The sequence below is a fragment of the Pseudomonas sp. GW823-FHT02E01 genome, assembly GCF_058797535.1.
In genome coordinates this window covers 150031-167607 of record NZ_JBXAJS010000004.1, presented here as the reverse complement: position 1 = coordinate 167607, position 17577 = coordinate 150031, and the positions used below count along the sequence as shown (strand labels likewise).

The 17577-nt window shown below is 61.0% G+C and carries 15 protein-coding genes; 14 read left to right on the top strand and 1 reads right to left on the bottom strand.

All coding sequences use genetic code 11. The features are described 5' to 3' along the window. Nucleotides 1–30 precede the first annotated feature (30 nt). Entirely contained in the window at nt 31–573 is a 543-nt protein-coding gene (gene orn / locus AC1RDQ_RS11010; RefSeq protein ID WP_008035288.1) for an oligoribonuclease, read from the top strand. 185 nt (nt 574–758) lie between these two features. Beyond that, nucleotides 759–1370 (top strand): trimeric intracellular cation channel family protein, encoded by a 612-nt coding sequence (locus AC1RDQ_RS11005; protein ID WP_057712247.1) that lies wholly within the window; start codon nt 759–761, stop codon nt 1368–1370. Here AC1RDQ_RS11005 and queG read toward each other — a convergent pair. Continuing rightward, on the bottom strand, nt 1352–2431 hold the full coding sequence (gene queG / locus AC1RDQ_RS11000) for a tRNA epoxyqueuosine(34) reductase QueG (protein WP_057712246.1): 1080 nt from the start codon (nt 2429–2431) through the stop codon (nt 1352–1354). The two genes, AC1RDQ_RS11005 and queG, sit on opposite strands and share 19 nt — an antisense overlap. Nucleotides 2432–2494: 63 nt before the next feature. Between queG and AC1RDQ_RS10995 the strand changes: the two genes are divergently transcribed. The 12 genes from AC1RDQ_RS10995 to AC1RDQ_RS10940 all read left to right on the top strand — a co-directional run bounded on the left by AC1RDQ_RS10995 (nt 2495) and on the right by AC1RDQ_RS10940 (nt 17499). After that, complete coding sequence (locus AC1RDQ_RS10995) at nt 2495–3994, top strand: NAD(P)H-hydrate dehydratase (protein WP_492587234.1); 1500 nt, start codon at nt 2495–2497, stop codon at nt 3992–3994. Next, on the top strand, nt 3982–4452 hold the full coding sequence (tsaE, locus tag AC1RDQ_RS10990) for a tRNA (adenosine(37)-N6)-threonylcarbamoyltransferase complex ATPase subunit type 1 TsaE (RefSeq protein ID WP_007973252.1): 471 nt from the start codon (nt 3982–3984) through the stop codon (nt 4450–4452). Before AC1RDQ_RS10995 ends, tsaE begins: the two co-directional genes overlap by 13 nt. Beyond that, nucleotides 4453–5883, top strand: coding sequence for an N-acetylmuramoyl-L-alanine amidase (locus tag AC1RDQ_RS10985; RefSeq protein WP_150811893.1), 1431 nt, complete (start codon nt 4453–4455; stop codon nt 5881–5883). It begins immediately after the preceding gene. Beyond that, nucleotides 5880–7790, top strand: coding sequence for a DNA mismatch repair endonuclease MutL (gene mutL / locus AC1RDQ_RS10980; RefSeq protein ID WP_057712243.1), 1911 nt, complete (start codon nt 5880–5882; stop codon nt 7788–7790). The genes AC1RDQ_RS10985 and mutL overlap by 4 nt, the downstream gene beginning before the upstream one ends. After that, nucleotides 7790–8761, top strand: coding sequence for a tRNA (adenosine(37)-N6)-dimethylallyltransferase MiaA (gene miaA / locus AC1RDQ_RS10975; protein ID WP_150812098.1), 972 nt, complete (start codon nt 7790–7792; stop codon nt 8759–8761). The genes mutL and miaA overlap by 1 nt, the downstream gene beginning before the upstream one ends. 93 nt (nt 8762–8854) lie before the next feature. Then, complete coding sequence (gene hfq / locus AC1RDQ_RS10970; protein WP_003221112.1) at nt 8855–9115, top strand: RNA chaperone Hfq; 261 nt, start codon at nt 8855–8857, stop codon at nt 9113–9115. A 12-nt stretch (nt 9116–9127) separates the two neighbouring features. After that, complete coding sequence (hflX, locus tag AC1RDQ_RS10965; protein WP_057712241.1) at nt 9128–10429, top strand: ribosome rescue GTPase HflX; 1302 nt, start codon at nt 9128–9130, stop codon at nt 10427–10429. 96 nt (nt 10430–10525) lie between these two features. Beyond that, nucleotides 10526–11701: an FtsH protease activity modulator HflK gene (gene hflK / locus AC1RDQ_RS10960; protein ID WP_057712240.1), complete on the top strand. Its 1176-nt coding sequence runs from the start codon at nt 10526–10528 to the stop codon at nt 11699–11701. Further along, a complete protein-coding gene (hflC, locus tag AC1RDQ_RS10955; RefSeq protein ID WP_007973264.1) occupies nt 11701–12570 on the top strand; it encodes a protease modulator HflC in 870 nt (289 codons plus the stop codon). The genes hflK and hflC overlap by 1 nt, the downstream gene beginning before the upstream one ends. Before the next feature lie 312 nt (nt 12571–12882). Beyond that, nucleotides 12883–14070 (top strand): ATP phosphoribosyltransferase regulatory subunit, encoded by a 1188-nt coding sequence (locus AC1RDQ_RS10950; protein ID WP_492587232.1) that lies wholly within the window; start codon nt 12883–12885, stop codon nt 14068–14070. A gap of 54 nt (nt 14071–14124) precedes the next feature. Continuing rightward, complete coding sequence (locus AC1RDQ_RS10945) at nt 14125–15414, top strand: adenylosuccinate synthase (RefSeq protein ID WP_057712238.1); 1290 nt, start codon at nt 14125–14127, stop codon at nt 15412–15414. Nucleotides 15415–15564: 150 nt separating this feature from the next. Then, the gene (locus AC1RDQ_RS10940; protein WP_492587230.1) at nt 15565–17499 is read left to right on the top strand and encodes a methyl-accepting chemotaxis protein; all 1935 of its coding nucleotides are present in this window, start codon (nt 15565–15567) and stop codon (nt 17497–17499) included. The last annotated feature ends 78 nt before the right edge of the window (nt 17500–17577 follow it).

Below are 17577 nucleotides of genomic sequence, written 5' to 3'. Positions count from 1 at the left end.
AACTGCGCAGCATTGCCTAGGAGCCGACACATGCAAAACCCACAGAACCTGATCTGGATCGACCTGGAAATGACCGGTCTGAACCCGGACACCGACGTCATCATCGAAATGGCCACCATCGTCACCGACAGTGACCTGAACACCCTGGCCGAAGGCCCGGTGATCGCCATTCACCACAGCGACGAAATCCTTGCCGGCATGGACGAGTGGAACACCCGTCAGCATGGCGGTTCCGGGCTGACCCAACGGGTTCGCGACAGCCGCATCAGCATGGCCGAAGCCGAAGCCGAAACCATCGCCTTCCTGGAAAAGTGGGTGCCGAAGGGCAAGTCGCCGATCTGCGGCAACAGCATCTGCCAGGACCGTCGCTTCCTTTATACCCACATGAAATCCCTGGAAAGCTTCTTCCACTATCGCAACCTCGACGTGTCGACCCTCAAAGAGCTGGCTGCGCGCTGGGCACCGGATGTGCGTGACAGCTTCAAGAAGGGCAGCACGCACCTGGCCCTGGACGACATCCGCGAATCGATCGCTGAGCTGCAGCACTACCGCAAGCATTTCATCAAATTCTGATTCACGGTCGTCCGTTCCGGCCCCATCGCGAGCAAGCTCGCTCCCACAGGTGCAACGCCGGCCCTGTGGGAGCGAGCTTGCTCGCGATGGCGTAGGCGCAGTCGCCACCAGTGTTCGGGTAGCGCCCTCTTTTGGTGCCAGGGTGAACTGAGTAGACTGCGCGCCTTTCTGCAAGGACCGCCACTATGCTGCTGATGCTCTACCTGATCGCCATCACCACCGAAGCCATGACTGGCGCCCTCTCTGCCGGCCGACGGGGCATGGACTGGTTTGGTGTGGTGCTGATCGCTTGCGTCACGGCGCTGGGTGGCGGGTCGGTGCGCGATGTGCTGCTCGGGCATTACCCTCTGACGTGGGTCAAACACCCGGAATATCTGGTGCTGACCACGGCAGCCGCGATGATCACAGTGTTCACGGCCCGCTGGATGCGGCATTTGCGCTCATTGTTCCTGGTGCTCGACGCCATGGGCCTGGTGGCGTTCACCCTGATCGGCTGCATCACCGCCCTGGAAATGGGCCATGGCATGTTGGTCGCCTCCGTTAGCGGCGTGATCACCGGCGTCTTCGGCGGCATCCTGCGGGACATTTTCTGCAACGATATTCCGCTGATCTTCCGGCGTGAGCTTTATGCCAGCGTTTCGTTCGCCGCGGCGTGGTGCTACATGCTCTGCATCTATCTGCAATTACCCGATGAACAATCGATTCTGATCACCTTGTTCGGCGGTTTTCTGCTGCGCTTGCTGGCGATCCGTTTTCATTGGGAAATGCCCAAGTTCGTCTATAACGACGAAGCCTGACGTTCGGCGTGTTGCCGCAACGCCCACGCGACATGTTCACGGACCAGTTCCGAAGGATGCTCCCGTCGCGCCTTCAGCGCCTCCAGCACCGGAATCGTTGAAGGCGCATTGCCCAAGCCCACCGCAAGGTTGCGCAACCAGTTTTCATAGCCCGTCCGGCGCAGCGGCGAGCCTTCGGTGCTGCTCAGGAATTTCTCTTCATCCCACATGAACAGTTCCGCCAGCCCGGCGTTGTCCAGATTGTGCCGCGGCTTGAAGTCGCTTTCACCGGAAGGGCGGGCGAAGCGGTTCCACGGGCAGACAATCTGGCAGTCATCGCAACCGAACACCCGGTTGCCGATCAGTGGCCGCAGGTCTTCAGGGATCGCGCCTTTGAGTTCGATGGTCAGGTAGGAAATGCAGCGTCGGGCATCCAGCACATAGGGGCCGACGAAGGCGTTGGTCGGGCAGATGTCGAGGCAGGCACTGCAGCGCCCGCAGTGTTCGGTGGCATGGGGCGGGTCGACCGGCAGCGGCAGGTCGACGAACAGTTCGGCGAGAAAAAAGTAACTGCCGGCCTTGCGGTTCAAGACCAGGGTATTTTTGCCGATCCATCCAAGCCCCGCCTGTTCGGCGATGGCTTTTTCCAGCACCGGGGCACTGTCGACGAAGGCGCGGTAGCCAAACGGGCCGATCTGCGCCTGAATTTTTTCCGCCAGTTGTTGCACGCGTTTGCGGATCAGCTTGTGGTAATCGCGACCCAAGGCATAACGCGAGACGTAGGCTTTTTCCGGTTGGGCGAGCATTTTTGCCATCTGCGTGTCGCCGGACAAGTAATCCATGCGCAGGGACACCACGCGCAAAGTGCCCGGCACCAGCTCTTCGGGGTGCGAGCGTTTGCTGCCGTGGGCGCCCATGTAATCCATTTCGCCGTGGTAGCCGGCTTCGAGCCAGCGCTCCAGGTGCTGCTCATGCTCGGCCAGGTCGAGGCCGCTGATGCCGACTTGCTGAAAACCCAGCTCGCGGCCCCAGTCCTTGATGGATTGGGCGAGGGCGGGCAGATCTGTGGTAATAGCGGGCATGAGACGAGAGAAACCGGGGCTGAGATGCGTATAATTCTGCCAGACATCGGAGCCCGAAGACGCATGCCGCACACTAAAGATGAATTACCCGACGTGCTGTATAGCGCCGCCCAGGTGCGAGCACTCGACGCGAGCCTGATCGCCGCCGGCACGGCGGGCTTCGAATTGATGCAGCGCGCGGCGCGGGCGACGTGGCGGGCGCTGGTGCGGCAGTGGCCGACAGCAAACGAGCTGAGCGTGCTGGCCGGACATGGCAACAACGCAGGCGACGGGTACCTGGTGGCCGTACTGGCCCAGCGTGCCGGTTGGTCGGTGCGGGTGCTGGCGGTGGGCGATCCGCAGCGCTTACAGGGTGATGCGGCGTCGGCCCATGCCGAGGCGGTGTCTGAACATGTGCTCATCGAGCCCTGGACGGCACAATCCGGATTGCGCGGCATTGTGCTGGATGCTTTGCTTGGCACCGGTCTGAGCGGTGACGTGCGTGATCCCTATGTCAGCGCCACCGCCGCGATCAATGCCAGCGGACTGCCGGTTGTGGCGGTGGATATTCCGTCAGGGTTGTGCGCGGATACGGGCCGTATCCTTGGTCATGCAGTGCATGCCGACCTGACGGTCACGTTCATTGGCTTGAAGGTGGGGTTGTTCACCGGTGATGCCGCGGATGTGACGGGTGAGTTGGTGTTCAACGATCTGCAGGCTGATCCGCAGTTGCTGAGCGGTACTGCGTTCACGGCTCGGCGCTTGTGTGTCGCTAACCTGCCGCGTCTGGTGTCCCGGGCACCGGCATCCCACAAAGGCAAGTTCGGCCATGTGCTGCTCATTGGCGGTGATCGCGGTTACGGTGGGGCAATTTTGCTGAGTGCACAAAGTGCGCTGCGCAGCGGCGCGGGCATGGTTTCGCTGTCCACCCGTCCGGAACATGTTTCGCCAGCGCTTTCTCGAATTCCGGAAGCCATGGTGCTGGGCACGTCGTCGGCCAATCAACTGATGGGGTTGCTTGAGAAGGTATCGGTGTTGGTGGTCGGGCCGGGCCTGGGTCAGGCAGGGTGGGGGCGCAGCCTGCTGTCGGCTGCGGCCAATGCGCCTTTGCCGCAAGTCTGGGATGCCGATGCCTTGAATCTGTTGGCGGGTGGACAGGTCGATCTGCCCAGGGGTTGCGTGATCACCCCGCATCCGGGGGAGGCGGCACGTTTGCTTGGGGTGAGCACTGCCGACGTTCAGTCTGACCGTCCCGCCGCAGCCCATGCATTGAGTAAAAAATATACAGCTGTCGTCGTTCTGAAAGGTGTCGGCAGCCTGATCGCCCATCCCGATGGACGTCTGGCGCTGTGTCATCAGGGGCACCCGGCCATGGCCACCGCCGGTTTGGGCGACGTGCTGGCCGGTTTGCTCGGCGCATTGCTGGCCCAGGGCATGGAGCCGTTCGACGCGGCCTGCCTGGCGGTCTGGCTGCACGCCAATGCCGGCGAGCAACAAGGAAAATTGGGCCGTGGGCTGGCGGCCAGTGATCTGATCCCAGCCATTCGTCAGTTGTTGGAGGAGCAAGCACCGTGTCTGAAGTAACCCTGTACCTGGCCGATGAACAGGCCATGAGCGACTTTGGCGCACGCATTGCCCGAATCACCCAAGGCCATGGCCTGATCTTCCTTGAGGGCAACCTGGGGATGGGCAAAACCACGTTGTCCCGAGGCATCATTCGCGGTCTGGGACATGTCGGGGCAGTCAAAAGCCCGACCTTCACCCTGGTCGAACCCTACGAGATCGGCGACATTCGCGCCTTCCATTTTGATTTGTACCGTCTGGTTGATCCGGAAGAGCTAGAGTTCCTCGGTATCCGCGACTACTTCGAAGACGATGCCCTGTGTCTGATCGAATGGCCCGATAAAGGTGCAGGCTTTTTGCCAAAGCCTGACCTGACCATTACCATTAGCCCGCAAGACAGCGGGCGTTCGCTGAAAATTTTATCCCAGGGCTCGCGTGGCGAGGCCTGGTGTGCCGCTTTGGCATTGGAATCCAAATAGATGATGGGGTTAGGTATGCGCTTTCGCGCGTTGGTGGCTGCCGTAGGGGTGTTGTTCTTGGCGGTGACCGTCGACGCTGTGGCCGATTCGAAGGTCAACAGTGTTCGTCTGTGGCGGGCACCGGACAACACGCGACTGGTGTTTGACCTGACCGGCCCGGTGCAACACAGCGTCTTTACCCTGACGGCTCCGGACCGCCTGGTCATCGACATCAATGGCGCGACCCTCGGTGCGCCGCTCAACGTCAACACCTCGAACACCCCGATTACCGCCATGCGCTCGGCCCAGCGCACGCCGACGGACCTGCGGGTGGTCATCGACCTGAAAAAGGCCGTGACGCCGAAAAGCTTCTCCCTGGCGCCGAACGCTCAGTACGGTAACCGATTGGTGGTCGACCTGTTCGATAACGCCGCAGACGCCGCGCCACCGCCTGCGCCGACACCGTCGGTCGCCACGGTGCCTGCCGTGCCGGTCACGCCTGCGGAACCTGCAATCAAATTGCCGCCAGCCCCGGCCGGCAAACGCGACATCATTGTGGTGATCGACGCCGGTCACGGTGGCGAAGATCCGGGGGCTTCCGGCTCCCGAGGCCAGCGCGAGAAAGACGTGGTGCTGCAGATTGCCCGCGAAACCCAACGCCAGGTCAACGGCATGAAAGGTTTCCGTGCCGAACTGACCCGTACCGGCGACTACTTCATTCCGTTGCGCGGCCGTACCGAAATCGCCCGCAAGAAAGGCGCCGACCTTTTCGTCTCGATCCACGCCGACGCCGCGCCTTCTGCCGCCGCTTTCGGTGCCTCGGTATTTGCCCTGTCCGATCGCGGCGCAACTTCCGAGACCGCCCGTTGGCTGGCCGACAGCGAAAACCGCTCCGACCTGATCGGTGGTGCCGGCAACGTCAGCCTCGATGACAAAGACCGCATGCTCGCCGGCGTGCTGCTCGACTTGTCGATGACGGCATCCCTGACCTCCAGCCTGAACGTTGGCCAGAAAGTCTTGAGCAACATCGGTCGGGTCACGCCATTGCACAAGCAGCGGGTTGAGCAGGCCGGGTTCATGGTACTGAAGTCGCCTGATATCCCGTCGATCCTGGTGGAAACCGGGTTCATCTCCAACGCCAACGAAGCCTCGAAGCTTGCTGCGTCAAGCCATCAACAGGCGCTGGCGCGTTCGATCAGCAGCGGCGTGCGCCAGTTCTTCCAGCAGAACCCGCCGCCAGGCACTTACATTGCCTGGCTGCGTGATTCCGGAAAAATCGCCCAAGGTCCACGTGACCATCGGGTAAACCCTGGCGAGACGCTGGCGATGATCGCCGTTCGTTATCAGGTTGCGCCGGCCACCCTGCGCAGCGCCAACAACCTGTCGAGCGATGAACTCAAGGTTGGTCAACACTTGACCATTCCGGGCACTGAACTGGCGGCCAAAGAATGAATCAGGTCGTGAACAACAGCGCTCGCATCGAGCTGCTCAGCCCGCGGCTGGCGAACCAGATTGCCGCGGGTGAGGTGGTCGAACGCCCGGCTTCGGTGATCAAGGAACTGCTGGAAAACAGCCTCGACTCCGGCGCCAAACGCATCGACGTCGATGTGGAGCAGGGCGGCGTCAAGCTGCTGCGGGTGCGCGACGATGGCAGTGGCATTTCCGCCGATGACCTGCCGTTGGCCCTGGCCCGTCACGCCACCAGCAAGATCCGCAACCTGGAAGACCTCGAACAGGTCATGAGCCTGGGGTTTCGCGGCGAGGCCCTGGCATCGATCAGCTCCGTCGCGCGCCTGACCTTGACCTCCCGCACCCGCGACGCCGATCAGGCGTGGCAGGTCGAGACCGAGGGCCGTGACATGGCGCCCCGTGTGCAACCTGCGGCCCACCCGGTGGGCACTTCGGTTGAAGTGCGCGACCTGTTCTTCAACACGCCGGCGCGGCGCAAGTTTCTCAAGACCGAAAAAACCGAATTCGATCACCTGCAAGAAGTGATCAGGCGCTTGGCCCTGGCGCGCTTCGATGTGGCGTTCCATCTGCGCCATAACGGCAAGACCATCCTCAGCCTGCACGAGGCCCATGATGATGCGGCCCGTGCCCGGCGCGTGGCGGCGATCTGCGGGCCGGGTTTCCTGGAGCAGGCGCTGCCGATCGAAATCGAGCGCAACGGCCTGCATCTATGGGGCTGGGTCGGCCTGCCGACCTTCAACCGCAGCCAGGCCGACTTGCAGTATTTCTTCGTCAATGGCCGTGCCGTGCGCGACAAACTGGTGGCCCACGCGGTACGCCAGGCCTATCGCGACGTGCTGTTCAATGGTCGGCACCCGACCTTCGTGCTGTTTTTCGAAGTCGATCCGACCGGCGTCGATGTCAACGTGCACCCGACCAAGCACGAAGTGCGCTTCCGTGAAGGGCGCATGGTTCACGACTTCCTCTACGGCACCTTGCATCGCGCCTTGGGCGATGTGCGCCCCGACGATCAACTGGCGGCGCCGGTTGCCACGGCCATCGTCCGGCCTACCGGCCTCGAAGCCGGTGAATTCGGACCCCAGGGCGAAATGCGCCTGGCCGCCAATGCGCTGCTGGAGCAGCCTCAGGCTCAGCCGTCGTTCAATGCGCCGGCGGGTTCGGGGGCAGGCGCGGGTTACCAATATCAATACACGCCGCGACCGCAGTCCGGTGCACCTGTCGCCGAAGCGCAGGCCGCCTATCGCGAGTTTTTTGCACCGCTGCCCGAGGCCAATGCCGTCGCGCTGCCGGCCGGGCAGGACGACATCCCGCCGCTCGGTTATGCGCTGGCACAACTCAAGGGCATCTACATTCTTTCGGAAAACGCTCAGGGCCTGGTGCTGGTGGACATGCACGCCGCCCACGAGCGGATCATGTATGAGCGTCTGAAGGTGGCGATGGCCAGTGAGGGCCTGAGCGGCCAGCCATTGCTGGTGCCGGAGTCCCTGGCCGTCAGCCAGCGTGAAGCCGATTGCGCCGAGGAGCATGTCGCCTGGTTCCAGCGCCTGGGCTTTGAATTGCAGCGTCTGGGCCCGGAAACCCTGGCGATACGGCAGATTCCGGCACTGCTCAAGCAGGCCGAAGCGAACCGGCTGGTCGCTGACGTCCTGGCTGATCTGATGGAGTTCGGCACCAGCGACCGCATTCAGGCGCACCTGAACGAATTGCTCGGGACCATGGCCTGCCACGGCGCGGTTCGTGCGAATCGGCGGTTGGCCCTGCCGGAAATGAACGGTCTGCTGCGTGACATGGAAAACACCGAGCGCAGTGGTCAATGCAACCATGGCCGACCGACCTGGACCCAGCTGGGCCTGGACGATCTGGACAAACTGTTCTTGCGCGGTCGTTGATGAGCCAGTTCCCACCTGCGATTTTCCTGATGGGCCCGACCGCCGCCGGCAAGACCGACCTGGCCATCGAGCTCACCAAGGTCCTGCCTTGCGAGTTGATCAGTGTCGATTCGGCGCTGGTCTACCGTGGGATGGACATTGGCACCGCCAAGCCTTCCAAAGAGCTGCTGGCGCAATATCCGCATCGTCTGATCGATATTCTCGACCCGGCCGAGAGCTATTCGGCTGCGGATTTCCGCCGTGACGCCCTGGAAGCCATGGCTGATATCACCGCACGGGGAAAAATTCCGCTGCTGGTGGGTGGCACCATGCTCTATTACAAGGCTTTGGTTGAGGGTCTGGCAGATATGCCGGCCGCCGATCCCGAGGTCCGTGCACAAATCGAAGAAGAGGCTGCGCGCCTTGGTTGGCAAGCCTTGCACGAACAATTGGCGGTGATCGATCCGGAGTCCGCGGCTCGAATACATCCGAACGATCCCCAGCGATTGAGTCGAGCGCTGGAAGTTTATCGTGTCAGCGGTCAAAGCATGACCGCCCTGCGTTTGCAACAATCTGCGCAAAGTACTGAAGCAGCCGCTTCGGGACTGCAACAATTGCCCTATACTGTCGCGAACTTGGCCATTGCTCCGGCAAATCGCCAGGTACTGCACGAGCGAATTAAACAAAGATTCACTTTAATGTTGGAACAGGGATTCATTGACGAGGTCGTAGCCCTGCGTAATAGAGGAGACCTGCATACCGGGTTGCCGTCTATACGTGCAGTAGGCTATCGCCAAGTCTGGGACTACCTGGATGGCAAGCTGACGTCAGCCGAGATGCAGGAGCGTGGGATCATTGCCACGCGCCAATTGGCGAAACGCCAGTTCACCTGGCTGCGCAGTTGGACTGATCTGCATTGGCTGGACAGTCTGGATTGCGACAATCTGCCGCGCGCCTTGAAATACCTTGGGACCATCTCCATATTGAGCTGAGTCCTTGCAATTGCCGTCTATCCTTGGGGGTGTGACGGCCAAAGCCATCTGATTACCTATTTTTTATATTGAATCCTTAAAGGAGTGCGGCACATGTCAAAAGGGCATTCGCTACAAGACCCTTACTTGAATACTTTACGTAAAGAGAAAGTTGGGGTGTCCATCTACCTGGTCAACGGTATCAAGCTGCAAGGCACGATCGAGTCTTTCGACCAGTTCGTTATCCTGCTGAAAAACACCGTCAGCCAGATGGTCTACAAACACGCCATCTCTACAGTGGTGCCGGTTCGTCCAATTCGTCTGCCTAGCGCAACCGAATCCGATGCAGGTGATGCTGAGCCAGGTAACGCCTGATAGGAGTCTCCTTTGTTCTTTGAGCGCCACGGTGGTGGTGAACGAGCCATTCTCGTTCACTTGGATGGTCAGGACCCTGAGGCGCGCGAAGATCCGCAGGAGTTTCAGGAGTTGGCAATTTCGGCTGGCGCCGAGACCGTCGCGTTTTTCAACGTGCCGCGTCATCGGCCAACCGCCAAAACCCTGATCAGCAGCGGCAAGGTCGAAGAGTTGCGCGACCTGGTCCAGGCCGAACAGGTCGATCTGGTGATTTTCAATCACATCCTCACGCCCAGTCAGGAACGTAACCTCGAACGTATTTTCGAGTGTCGCGTGATCGACCGCACGGGTTTGATTCTCGATATTTTCGCCCAACGCGCCCGCACCCATGAAGGCAAGCTCCAGGTCGAACTGGCCCAGCTTGAGCACATGAGTACGCGGCTGGTTCGCGGCTGGACTCACCTTGAACGGCAGAAAGGCGGTATCGGCCTGCGCGGTCCGGGTGAAACCCAGCTGGAAACCGACCGGCGCCTGTTGCGGGTTCGCCTGCGGCAGATCAAGGGGCGCCTGGAAAAGGTCCGCAGCCAGCGTGAACAATCGCGCCGTGGCCGCAAACGGGCTGACATTCCGACGGTTTCGCTGGTGGGTTATACCAACGCCGGCAAATCGACGCTGTTCAACTCGGTGACCGACTCCGACGTCTTTGCGGCTGACCAGTTGTTCGCCACCCTCGACCCGACCTTGCGCCGGCTCGAGCTCGATGACCTCGGCCCGATCGTGCTGGCTGACACCGTGGGCTTCATTCGTCACTTGCCGCACAAGCTGGTCGAGGCATTTCGGGCTACGCTCGAAGAGTCGAGCAACTCCGACCTGTTGCTGCACGTGATCGACTCCCATGAGCCTGAGCGCATGGCCCAGATTGAACAGGTCATGGTGGTGCTCGGAGAGATCGGGGCTCAAGACTTGCCGATCCTGGAGGTCTATAACAAACTCGATTTGCTCGAGGGCGTGGAGCCGCAGATCCAGCGCGATGCCGATGGCAAACCGCAGCGGGTCTGGCTTTCGGCGAAAGATGGCACGGGTCTTGATCTGCTCAAGCAGGCCGTGGCCGAGTTGCTTGGCGATGAGTTGTTTGTTGGTACCTTGCGCTTGCCGAACCGATTTGCTCGACTGCGTGCGCAGTTTTTCGAACTCGGTGCGGTACAAAAGGAAGAACACGATGACGAAGGCATCAGCTTGCTGGCCGTTCGTTTGCCACGGGCCGAATTGAATCGGCTGGTGAGTCGCGAAGGTTTGCAACCGATGGAGTTCATCGAGCAACACACTTTGCAATAAAAGCCTGAGAAAGCGGTTGTGCCGCGGTGACAGGCATTCTGTAGCATTGGTCGGCGCGCCGTGGGTGCGTCTTTGCTTTATCAGATGGAGAGCGCTATGGCTTGGAATGAGCCGGGTGGCAACTCGAATAATCAGGATCCTTGGGGTGGCAAGCGTCGTAACAACGGCGACCGCAAGGGGCCACCGGATCTCGACGAGGCCTTCCGAAAGCTGCAGGAAAGCCTGAACGGTTTGTTCGGTGGTGGTAAGAAACGTGGTGGCGACGACGGCGGTGGTCCGGGCAAGAGTGGCGGCTTTGGCGGCCTGCTCGGCATCGGTCTGGTCGTGTTGGCGGCCGTTTGGCTGTACAGCGCGGTCTATGTCGTCGACGAGCAGGAGCAAGCTGTGGTGCTGCGCTTCGGCAAGTACTACGAAACCGTGGGTCCGGGCCTGAACATCTACTTCCCGCCGATCGACAAGAAGTACATGGAGAACGTCACGCGTGAGCGTGCCTACACCAAGCAGGGCCAGATGCTGACCGAAGACGAGAACATCGTCGAAGTGCCGCTGACCGTGCAGTACAAGATCAGCAACCTGCAGGACTTCGTGCTGAGCGTCGATCAGCCGGAAATCAGCCTGCAGCACGCGACCGACAGCGCCTTGCGCCATGTGGTGGGCTCCACCGCGATGGACCAGGTGCTGACCGAAGGTCGTGAGTTGATGGCCAGCGAGATCAAGGAGCGTCTGCAACGCTTCATGGACACGTATCGCACCGGTATCACCGTCACCCAGGTCAACGTTCAGAGCGCAGCGGCACCGCGTGAAGTCCAGGAAGCCTTCGATGACGTGATCCGTGCCCGGGAAGACGAGCAGCGTTCGCGCAACCAGGCCGAAACCTATGCCAACGGCGTCGTGCCGGAAGCTCGTGGTCAGGCCCAGCGCATCCTTGAGGATGCCAATGGTTACCGTGACGAGACCGTCTCGCGCGCCAAGGGTGAGGCCGATCGCTTCACCAAGCTGGTCGCCGAGTACCGCAAGGCCCCTGAAGTCACCCGCCAGCGTCTGTATCTGGACACCATGCAGGAAGTCTTCACCAACACCAGCAAGGTTCTCGTGACCGGCAACAAGAACGGCCAGAACAACCTGTTGTACCTGCCTCTGGACAAGATGGTCGAAAGTGGTCGCAGCACCAGCACCCAGGTGAGCAGTGCGGCAGCCACCAGCAATGAAGCGAATGCGCGTGCGGCAGCTGATCTGCAGCAACAGCCAGCACGTACCAGGGAGAGTCGCTGATGAGCAATAAATCGCTGATCGCCCTTATTGTCGGCGTCGTCGTGGCGATCGCTGCCTGGAACTGCTTCTACATCGTGGCTCAGACCGAGCGTGCGGTGTTGCTGCAGTTCGGTCGCGTGGTCCAGACCGATGTTCAGCCAGGCCTGCATGTGAAAGTGCCCTACGTTAACCAGGTGCGTAAATTCGACGCACGCCTGATGACGCTGGATGCACCGACGCAACGCTTCCTGACGCTGGAAAAGAAAGCCGTGATGGTCGATGCCTACGCCAAGTGGCGCGTGAAGGACGCAGAGCGTTACTACACCGCGACTTCCGGCCTCAAGCAGATCGCCGACGAGCGTCTTTCCCGTCGTCTGGAATCGGGCCTGCGTGACCAGTTCGGTAAGCGCACCCTGCACGAAGTGGTGTCGGGTGAGCGTGATGCGCTGATGGCGGATATCACGGCATCGCTGAACAAGATGGCCGAGAAAGAGCTGGGCATCGAAGTGGTCGATGTTCGGGTCAAGACCATCGACCTGCCGAAAGAAGTGAACCGCAGTGTGTTCGAGCGTATGAGCACCGAGCGTGAGCGTGAAGCTCGCGAGCACCGCGCCAAGGGTAACGAGCTGGCCGAAGGCATCCGTGCCGACGCCGATCGTCAACGCCGCGTGCTGCTGGCTGAAGCCTATCGTGAATCCGAAGAGGTTCGCGGTGACGGCGATGCCCAGGCTGCTGCGATCTACTCCAAGGCCTACGGTCAGGATCAGGAGTTCTACGCGTTCTACCGTAGCCTGCGCGCCTACCGTGAAAGCTTCGCGAACAAATCCGACGTCATGGTCCTCGACCCAAGCAGCGACTTTTTCCATTACCTGGAAAAAGCCAAGCCTTGATACAGCGTTGACCTGAATTATCCCCCGCCGGGCGGCTAAAACCTCTGGCGGGGTGATCCTTTGGGAAAACGTGTGTATGATGCGGCAGCCGGGAAATTCCCGGCTTTTTTGCGTCTGCATGTTTGATTGCTGTTTTCAAGCAGATGCCGGGCCGATTGGCTCGACAGTTTTTCGAGGAAAGTGGTTGGCGAAGCCGGTAGAAGGGCTTTTCGCTCCGTCGCTCATGCGCGTGGTTTGTGCGCAAGCCGACCATTTTCTGCTTCACTCAAGGCTCGCCGACAGGCTGGTCGCCCGGAGATAGGGGAAGGCGTAATGGCAACGGTAGACCGCTGGCTTCTGCCAGATGGCATCGAAGAAGTACTGCCACCGGAAGCTGCGCGTATTGAAGTCGCGCGTCGTCAGGTGTTGGATCTGTTCCAGAGCTGGGGTTACGAGTTTGTCGTGACTCCCCATATCGAGTACCTGGAATCCCTGCTGACCGGCGCGGGCCAGGACCTGGATCTGCGCACCTTCAAGGTCATCGACCCGCAATCGGGCCGTCAGATGGGTTTCCGCGCCGACATCACGCCGCAAGTGGCGCGCATCGATGCGCACACCCTGCGTCGTGAAGGCCCAAGCCGCCTGTGCTATGCCGGTAGTGTCCTGCACGCTCAGCCTCGCGCCCTGTCGTCCTCGCGCAGCCCGATTCAACTGGGTGCCGAGTTGTACGGCGACGGCAGTCCGAGCAGCGACGTCGAAGTCATCAGCCTGATGCTGGCCATGCTGCGACTGGCCGATGTGCCGGATGTGCACATGGACCTCGGTCATGTTGGCATCTATCGCGGCCTGGCCCGTGCGGCCGGTTTGTCCGGTGAAGTCGAGCAGCAGTTGTTCGATGCCTTGCAACGTAAGGCCATCGACGAGGTCATTACCTTGACCGAAGGCTTGCCTGCCGATCTGTCGGGCATGCTGCGGGCGTTGGTCGACCTGTGTGGCGGTCGTGAAGTGCTGGCTGCGGCCCGCGAGCGTCTGGCAAAGGCACCGGCCCCTGTTCTGGCAGCGCTGGACGATTTGCTGGCGATTGCCGAGCGGCTGTCCGTGCGTTTCCCTGAGCTGCCGCTGTATTTCGACCTGGGCGAGCTGCGTGGCTACCACTACCACACCGGTGTGGTGTTCGCTGTGTTCGTACCGGGTGTTGGCCAGTCCATTGCCCAGGGCGGTCGTTACGACGACATCGGCGCCGACTTCGGTCGCGCCCGTCCGGCGACCGGCTTCTCCACCGATTTGAAAACCCTGGTGACCCTGGGGCGTGCTGAGATCGAGCTACCGTCTGGCGGTATCTGGATGCCTGACAGTACGGATGCGGCACTCTGGCAGCAGGTTTGCCAGTTGCGCAGTGAGGGTCAGCGTGTCGTTCAGGCTTTGCCTGGACAACCTTTGGCCGCCGCCCGTGAAGCGGACTGCGACCGGCAATTGATTCAGCAGAACGGGCTTTGGCAAGTATCGCCACTGGCTTCTTGAGTTTTCCTGCCGGCTGCCGCCGGCACCAAGTTTGCGCGAATGAGGACAAGTGTTATGGGTAAGAATGTCGTAGTCCTGGGCACCCAATGGGGTGATGAGGGCAAAGGCAAGATCGTTGATCTGCTGACCGAACATGCTGCCGCCGTAGTGCGCTACCAGGGTGGCCACAACGCTGGCCACACCCTGGTGATCGACGGTGAGAAGACCGTCTTGCACCTGATTCCGTCGGGCGTGCTGCGCGAAGGCGTGCAGTGCCTGATCGGCAACGGCGTGGTGGTTGCACCCGACGCTCTGCTGCGGGAAATCACCAAGCTGGAAGAGAAGGGCGTACCGGTGCGCGAGCGCCTGCGTATCAGCCCATCCTGCCCGCTGATCCTGTCCTTCCACGTTGCGCTGGACCAGGCCCGTGAAAAGGCCCGTGGCGAGCTGAAGATCGGTACTACCGGTCGTGGCATCGGCCCGGCATACGAAGACAAGGTTGCACGTCGTGGCCTGCGTGTTGGCGACCTGCTCAACATGCCACGCTTTGAAGACAAGTTGCGTGAACTGGTGGATTACCACAACTTCATGCTGGTTGGTTACTACAAAGAGCCAGCCATCGACTTCGACAAGACCCTGGCCGAGTGCAAAGACTACGCTGAGCTGCTCAAGCCGCTGATGCTGGACGTGACTGCCGAGCTGCACGACCTGCGTCGTGCTGGCAAAGACATCATGTTTGAAGGTGCCCAAGGTTCGTTGCTGGACATCGACCACGGTACCTACCCGTACGTGACCAGTTCCAACACCACCGCTGGCGGCGTTGCTACCGGTTCGGGTGTCGGCCCTATGTTCCTGGACTACATCCTGGGCATCACCAAGGCTTACACCACCCGTGTAGGTTCGGGTCCATTCCCGACGGAACTGTTCGACGAAGTCGGCGCGCACCTGGCTAAACAAGGTCACGAGTTCGGCGCGACTACCGGCCGTGCCCGTCGTTGTGGCTGGTTCGACGCCGTTATCCTGCGTCGCGCTATCGATGTGAACAGCATCTCGGGCATCTGCCTGACCAAGCTGGACGTACTCGACGGTCTGGAAACCATCAACATCTGTGTCGGCTACAAAGATGCAGAAGGCAAGGCCGTTGCCCCGACTGATGCTGACAGCTATGTAGGCCTGCAGCCTGTGTACGAAGAAGTGCCGGGCTGGACCGAATCGACCGTGGGTGCCAAAACCCTGGAAGAGCTGCCAGCTAACGCCCGTGCTTACATCAAGCGCGTCGAAGAGTTGATTGGCGCGCCGATCGACATTATTTCGACGGGCCCGGATCGCAACGAAACCATCGTCCTGCGCCATCCGTTTGCTTGATAAGTCGTTGATGTAAAACACAAAGGCCCCTTAATTGGGGCCTTTGTCGTTTATGCCTGCTGGACGGCATGACCTTTGCTATTAGCTTTGCCTAAAACGTCACTTTTGGCGTGCCATCAATTTAATGGCGCTTTTGCAGAGGGATATCAAGTGTCGGCCGTTCTCTCATTGTTACAGAGCCGTTTGTTGCGGCCCGTGTTCGTTACCCTTGGTATCGCCCTTTTGGTGCAGGTGCTGGTAGCTGTCGCTCTGACCCGGAGCACGGTGACCGCGCTGGAAGCCGATCTGGGCCTGCGCCTGGGCGCGGACAGTCAAAAGCTTTCCGCTGAGCTTGAGCAGGCGGGACGCGAAGTCACGTCGAGCCTCGACAGTCTCTCTACCAGTACGCGTCAGCGCCTGACCGCCGGTTTGTCCTCGCGTCTTGAGCAGGAGCAGGCGCAATTGCGTTCGGCCCTGGAAAAGGACCTGAAGGACTCCGCCAGCGACATGGCACAGCTTCTGGCTTCCGTCGCGCCTCGCGCCATGTGGGACAACGACATTCCGACACTTTCCGAGTTCGCCCGCCGGGCCCAGCGCAATCCCAATGTGCTGTTCGTGGTGTATGACGACGCCACCGGCCAGCACCTGACGCGCTACCTCAATCGGGAAAATCCGATCAACAAGGCGCTGTTGGAAAAAGGCCAGGGCGAGCGTGCGCTGGACAAGGTGCTGGATGCGGCGAAGAACGATCCTTCGGTGTTCTACATCGAGGCTCCGATCAATCCTAACGGCGTTGAAATCGGCAAGGTCCTGATGGGGGTCTCGACGGCTTCCGTGGAGACTGATCTGGCGGCCCTCGACAAGCGCTTCTCGGCGTTGATCGCCAGCAGCGATCAACTGGTGGGCGACAGCCTCAAGGGTGCGGCTGCTGACAGCGCAACGGCCATGCGCTCGCGTCTGCAGTCGGCGCAGTCCACGGCGGCGGAAATGAAGGCCAATACCACCAGCACCGTGCAGGAGGCTGCTACGACATTGCGCTGGCGCATCGGCGTGTGTCTGGCGGTGGTGGGCTTCGGTGTTCTGCTGTTGTTGGCGGTGGTGCTCGGTCGCCGAGTGGTCAATCGCCTGAAAATGCTGATCGTTGCCATGGATGACCTGGCGGCGGGCGAGGGTGATCTGACCAAGCGTGTGCAGATCAACAGCAAGGATGAAATCGGCGACATGGCCTCGGCGGTCAATCGCTTTGTGGATAAGTTGCAGCCGATCGTGCGTGAGGCGGGGGATGTCGCCCAGCGTACCGGCGTGGAGATCGGCGCCATGACCTTGCGCAACGCCGGTGCGGACGCGGCGGCTGGCATGCAGCGCGACGAGGTGGCGGAGAGTTTGCGCGCCTTGTCGCAAATGGCTGATGAGGCGCAGTCGGAAAGCCATGCCATGCAGGCGGCGCTGAAGCAGGTGGTGGACATTCGTCAGGCCACCGATGAAAACACCCGGACCTCGGCGAAAGTCGGCAGCCTGATCGAGGAGCTGGCGGGTCAGGTCAACACTGGCGCGCAAGTGATCGAGCGCCTGGCGCAGCAAAGTGAGCAGATTGAGGTGGTGCTGACGGTGATTCACGGCATCGCCGAACAAACCAACCTGCTGGCGCTGAACGCAGCGATTGAGGCGGCGCGTGCCGGCGAGACCGGGCGCGGGTTTGCCGTGGTGGCCGATGAGGTGCGGGCGCTGGCGAGCAAGACGCAAAGCTCCACCGGCGATATTCAGGCGCACATCGTGGCCTTGCAGCAAGGTGCGCGTGAGGCGGTGGCGGCGATTGCTCAGGCCGGGCGCCAGGCCAGTGAGGGTTTACTGGTGCTGCGTGACAGTGCGCGGTTGCAGCAGTCGGTGCAGGTATCCGTCGAGCAGGTCCATGCGGCGATCGGTTTGGCTACCCAGGCTGCAGCGCATCAGGCGCAGGGCGCGCAGGCGGTTCGGGGGCGGGTGCAGACCATTCATGCCCAGGCCGAGAAAGCGGCGCAAGCTGTCGTGGAGACTACGGCGAGCGGCAAGGTGCTCGATGGTCTGGCGGCGCAGTTGAAGGCGAGCCTGGGGCAGTTCAGGGCTTAATACTGTTTCAGGGATGGCCTCATCGCGAGCAAGCTCGCTCCCACATTTGATCCGGGGTGTTCACAAACTTTGTGTCCA

Excerpts from the sequence above, each read along its gene's own strand:
- orn (WP_008035288.1), top strand. The coding sequence starts at position 31 with ATGCAAAACCCACAGAACCTGATCTGGATCGACCTGGAAATGACCGGT.
- AC1RDQ_RS11005 (WP_057712247.1), top strand. The coding sequence starts at position 759 with ATGCTGCTGATGCTCTACCTGATCGCCATCACCACCGAAGCCATGACT.
- queG (WP_057712246.1), bottom strand. The coding sequence starts at position 2,431 with ATGCCCGCTATTACCACAGATCTGCCCGCCCTCGCCCAATCCATCAAG.
- AC1RDQ_RS10995 (WP_492587234.1), top strand. The coding sequence starts at position 2,495 with ATGCCGCACACTAAAGATGAATTACCCGACGTGCTGTATAGCGCCGCC.
- AC1RDQ_RS10985 (WP_150811893.1), top strand. The coding sequence starts at position 4,453 with ATGATGGGGTTAGGTATGCGCTTTCGCGCGTTGGTGGCTGCCGTAGGG.
- mutL (WP_057712243.1), top strand. The coding sequence starts at position 5,880 with ATGAATCAGGTCGTGAACAACAGCGCTCGCATCGAGCTGCTCAGCCCG.
- miaA (WP_150812098.1), top strand. The coding sequence starts at position 7,790 with ATGAGCCAGTTCCCACCTGCGATTTTCCTGATGGGCCCGACCGCCGCC.
- hfq (WP_003221112.1), top strand. The coding sequence starts at position 8,855 with ATGTCAAAAGGGCATTCGCTACAAGACCCTTACTTGAATACTTTACGT.
- hflK (WP_057712240.1), top strand. The coding sequence starts at position 10,526 with ATGGCTTGGAATGAGCCGGGTGGCAACTCGAATAATCAGGATCCTTGG.
- hflC (WP_007973264.1), top strand. The coding sequence starts at position 11,701 with ATGAGCAATAAATCGCTGATCGCCCTTATTGTCGGCGTCGTCGTGGCG.
- AC1RDQ_RS10950 (WP_492587232.1), top strand. The coding sequence starts at position 12,883 with ATGGCAACGGTAGACCGCTGGCTTCTGCCAGATGGCATCGAAGAAGTA.
- AC1RDQ_RS10945 (WP_057712238.1), top strand. The coding sequence starts at position 14,125 with ATGGGTAAGAATGTCGTAGTCCTGGGCACCCAATGGGGTGATGAGGGC.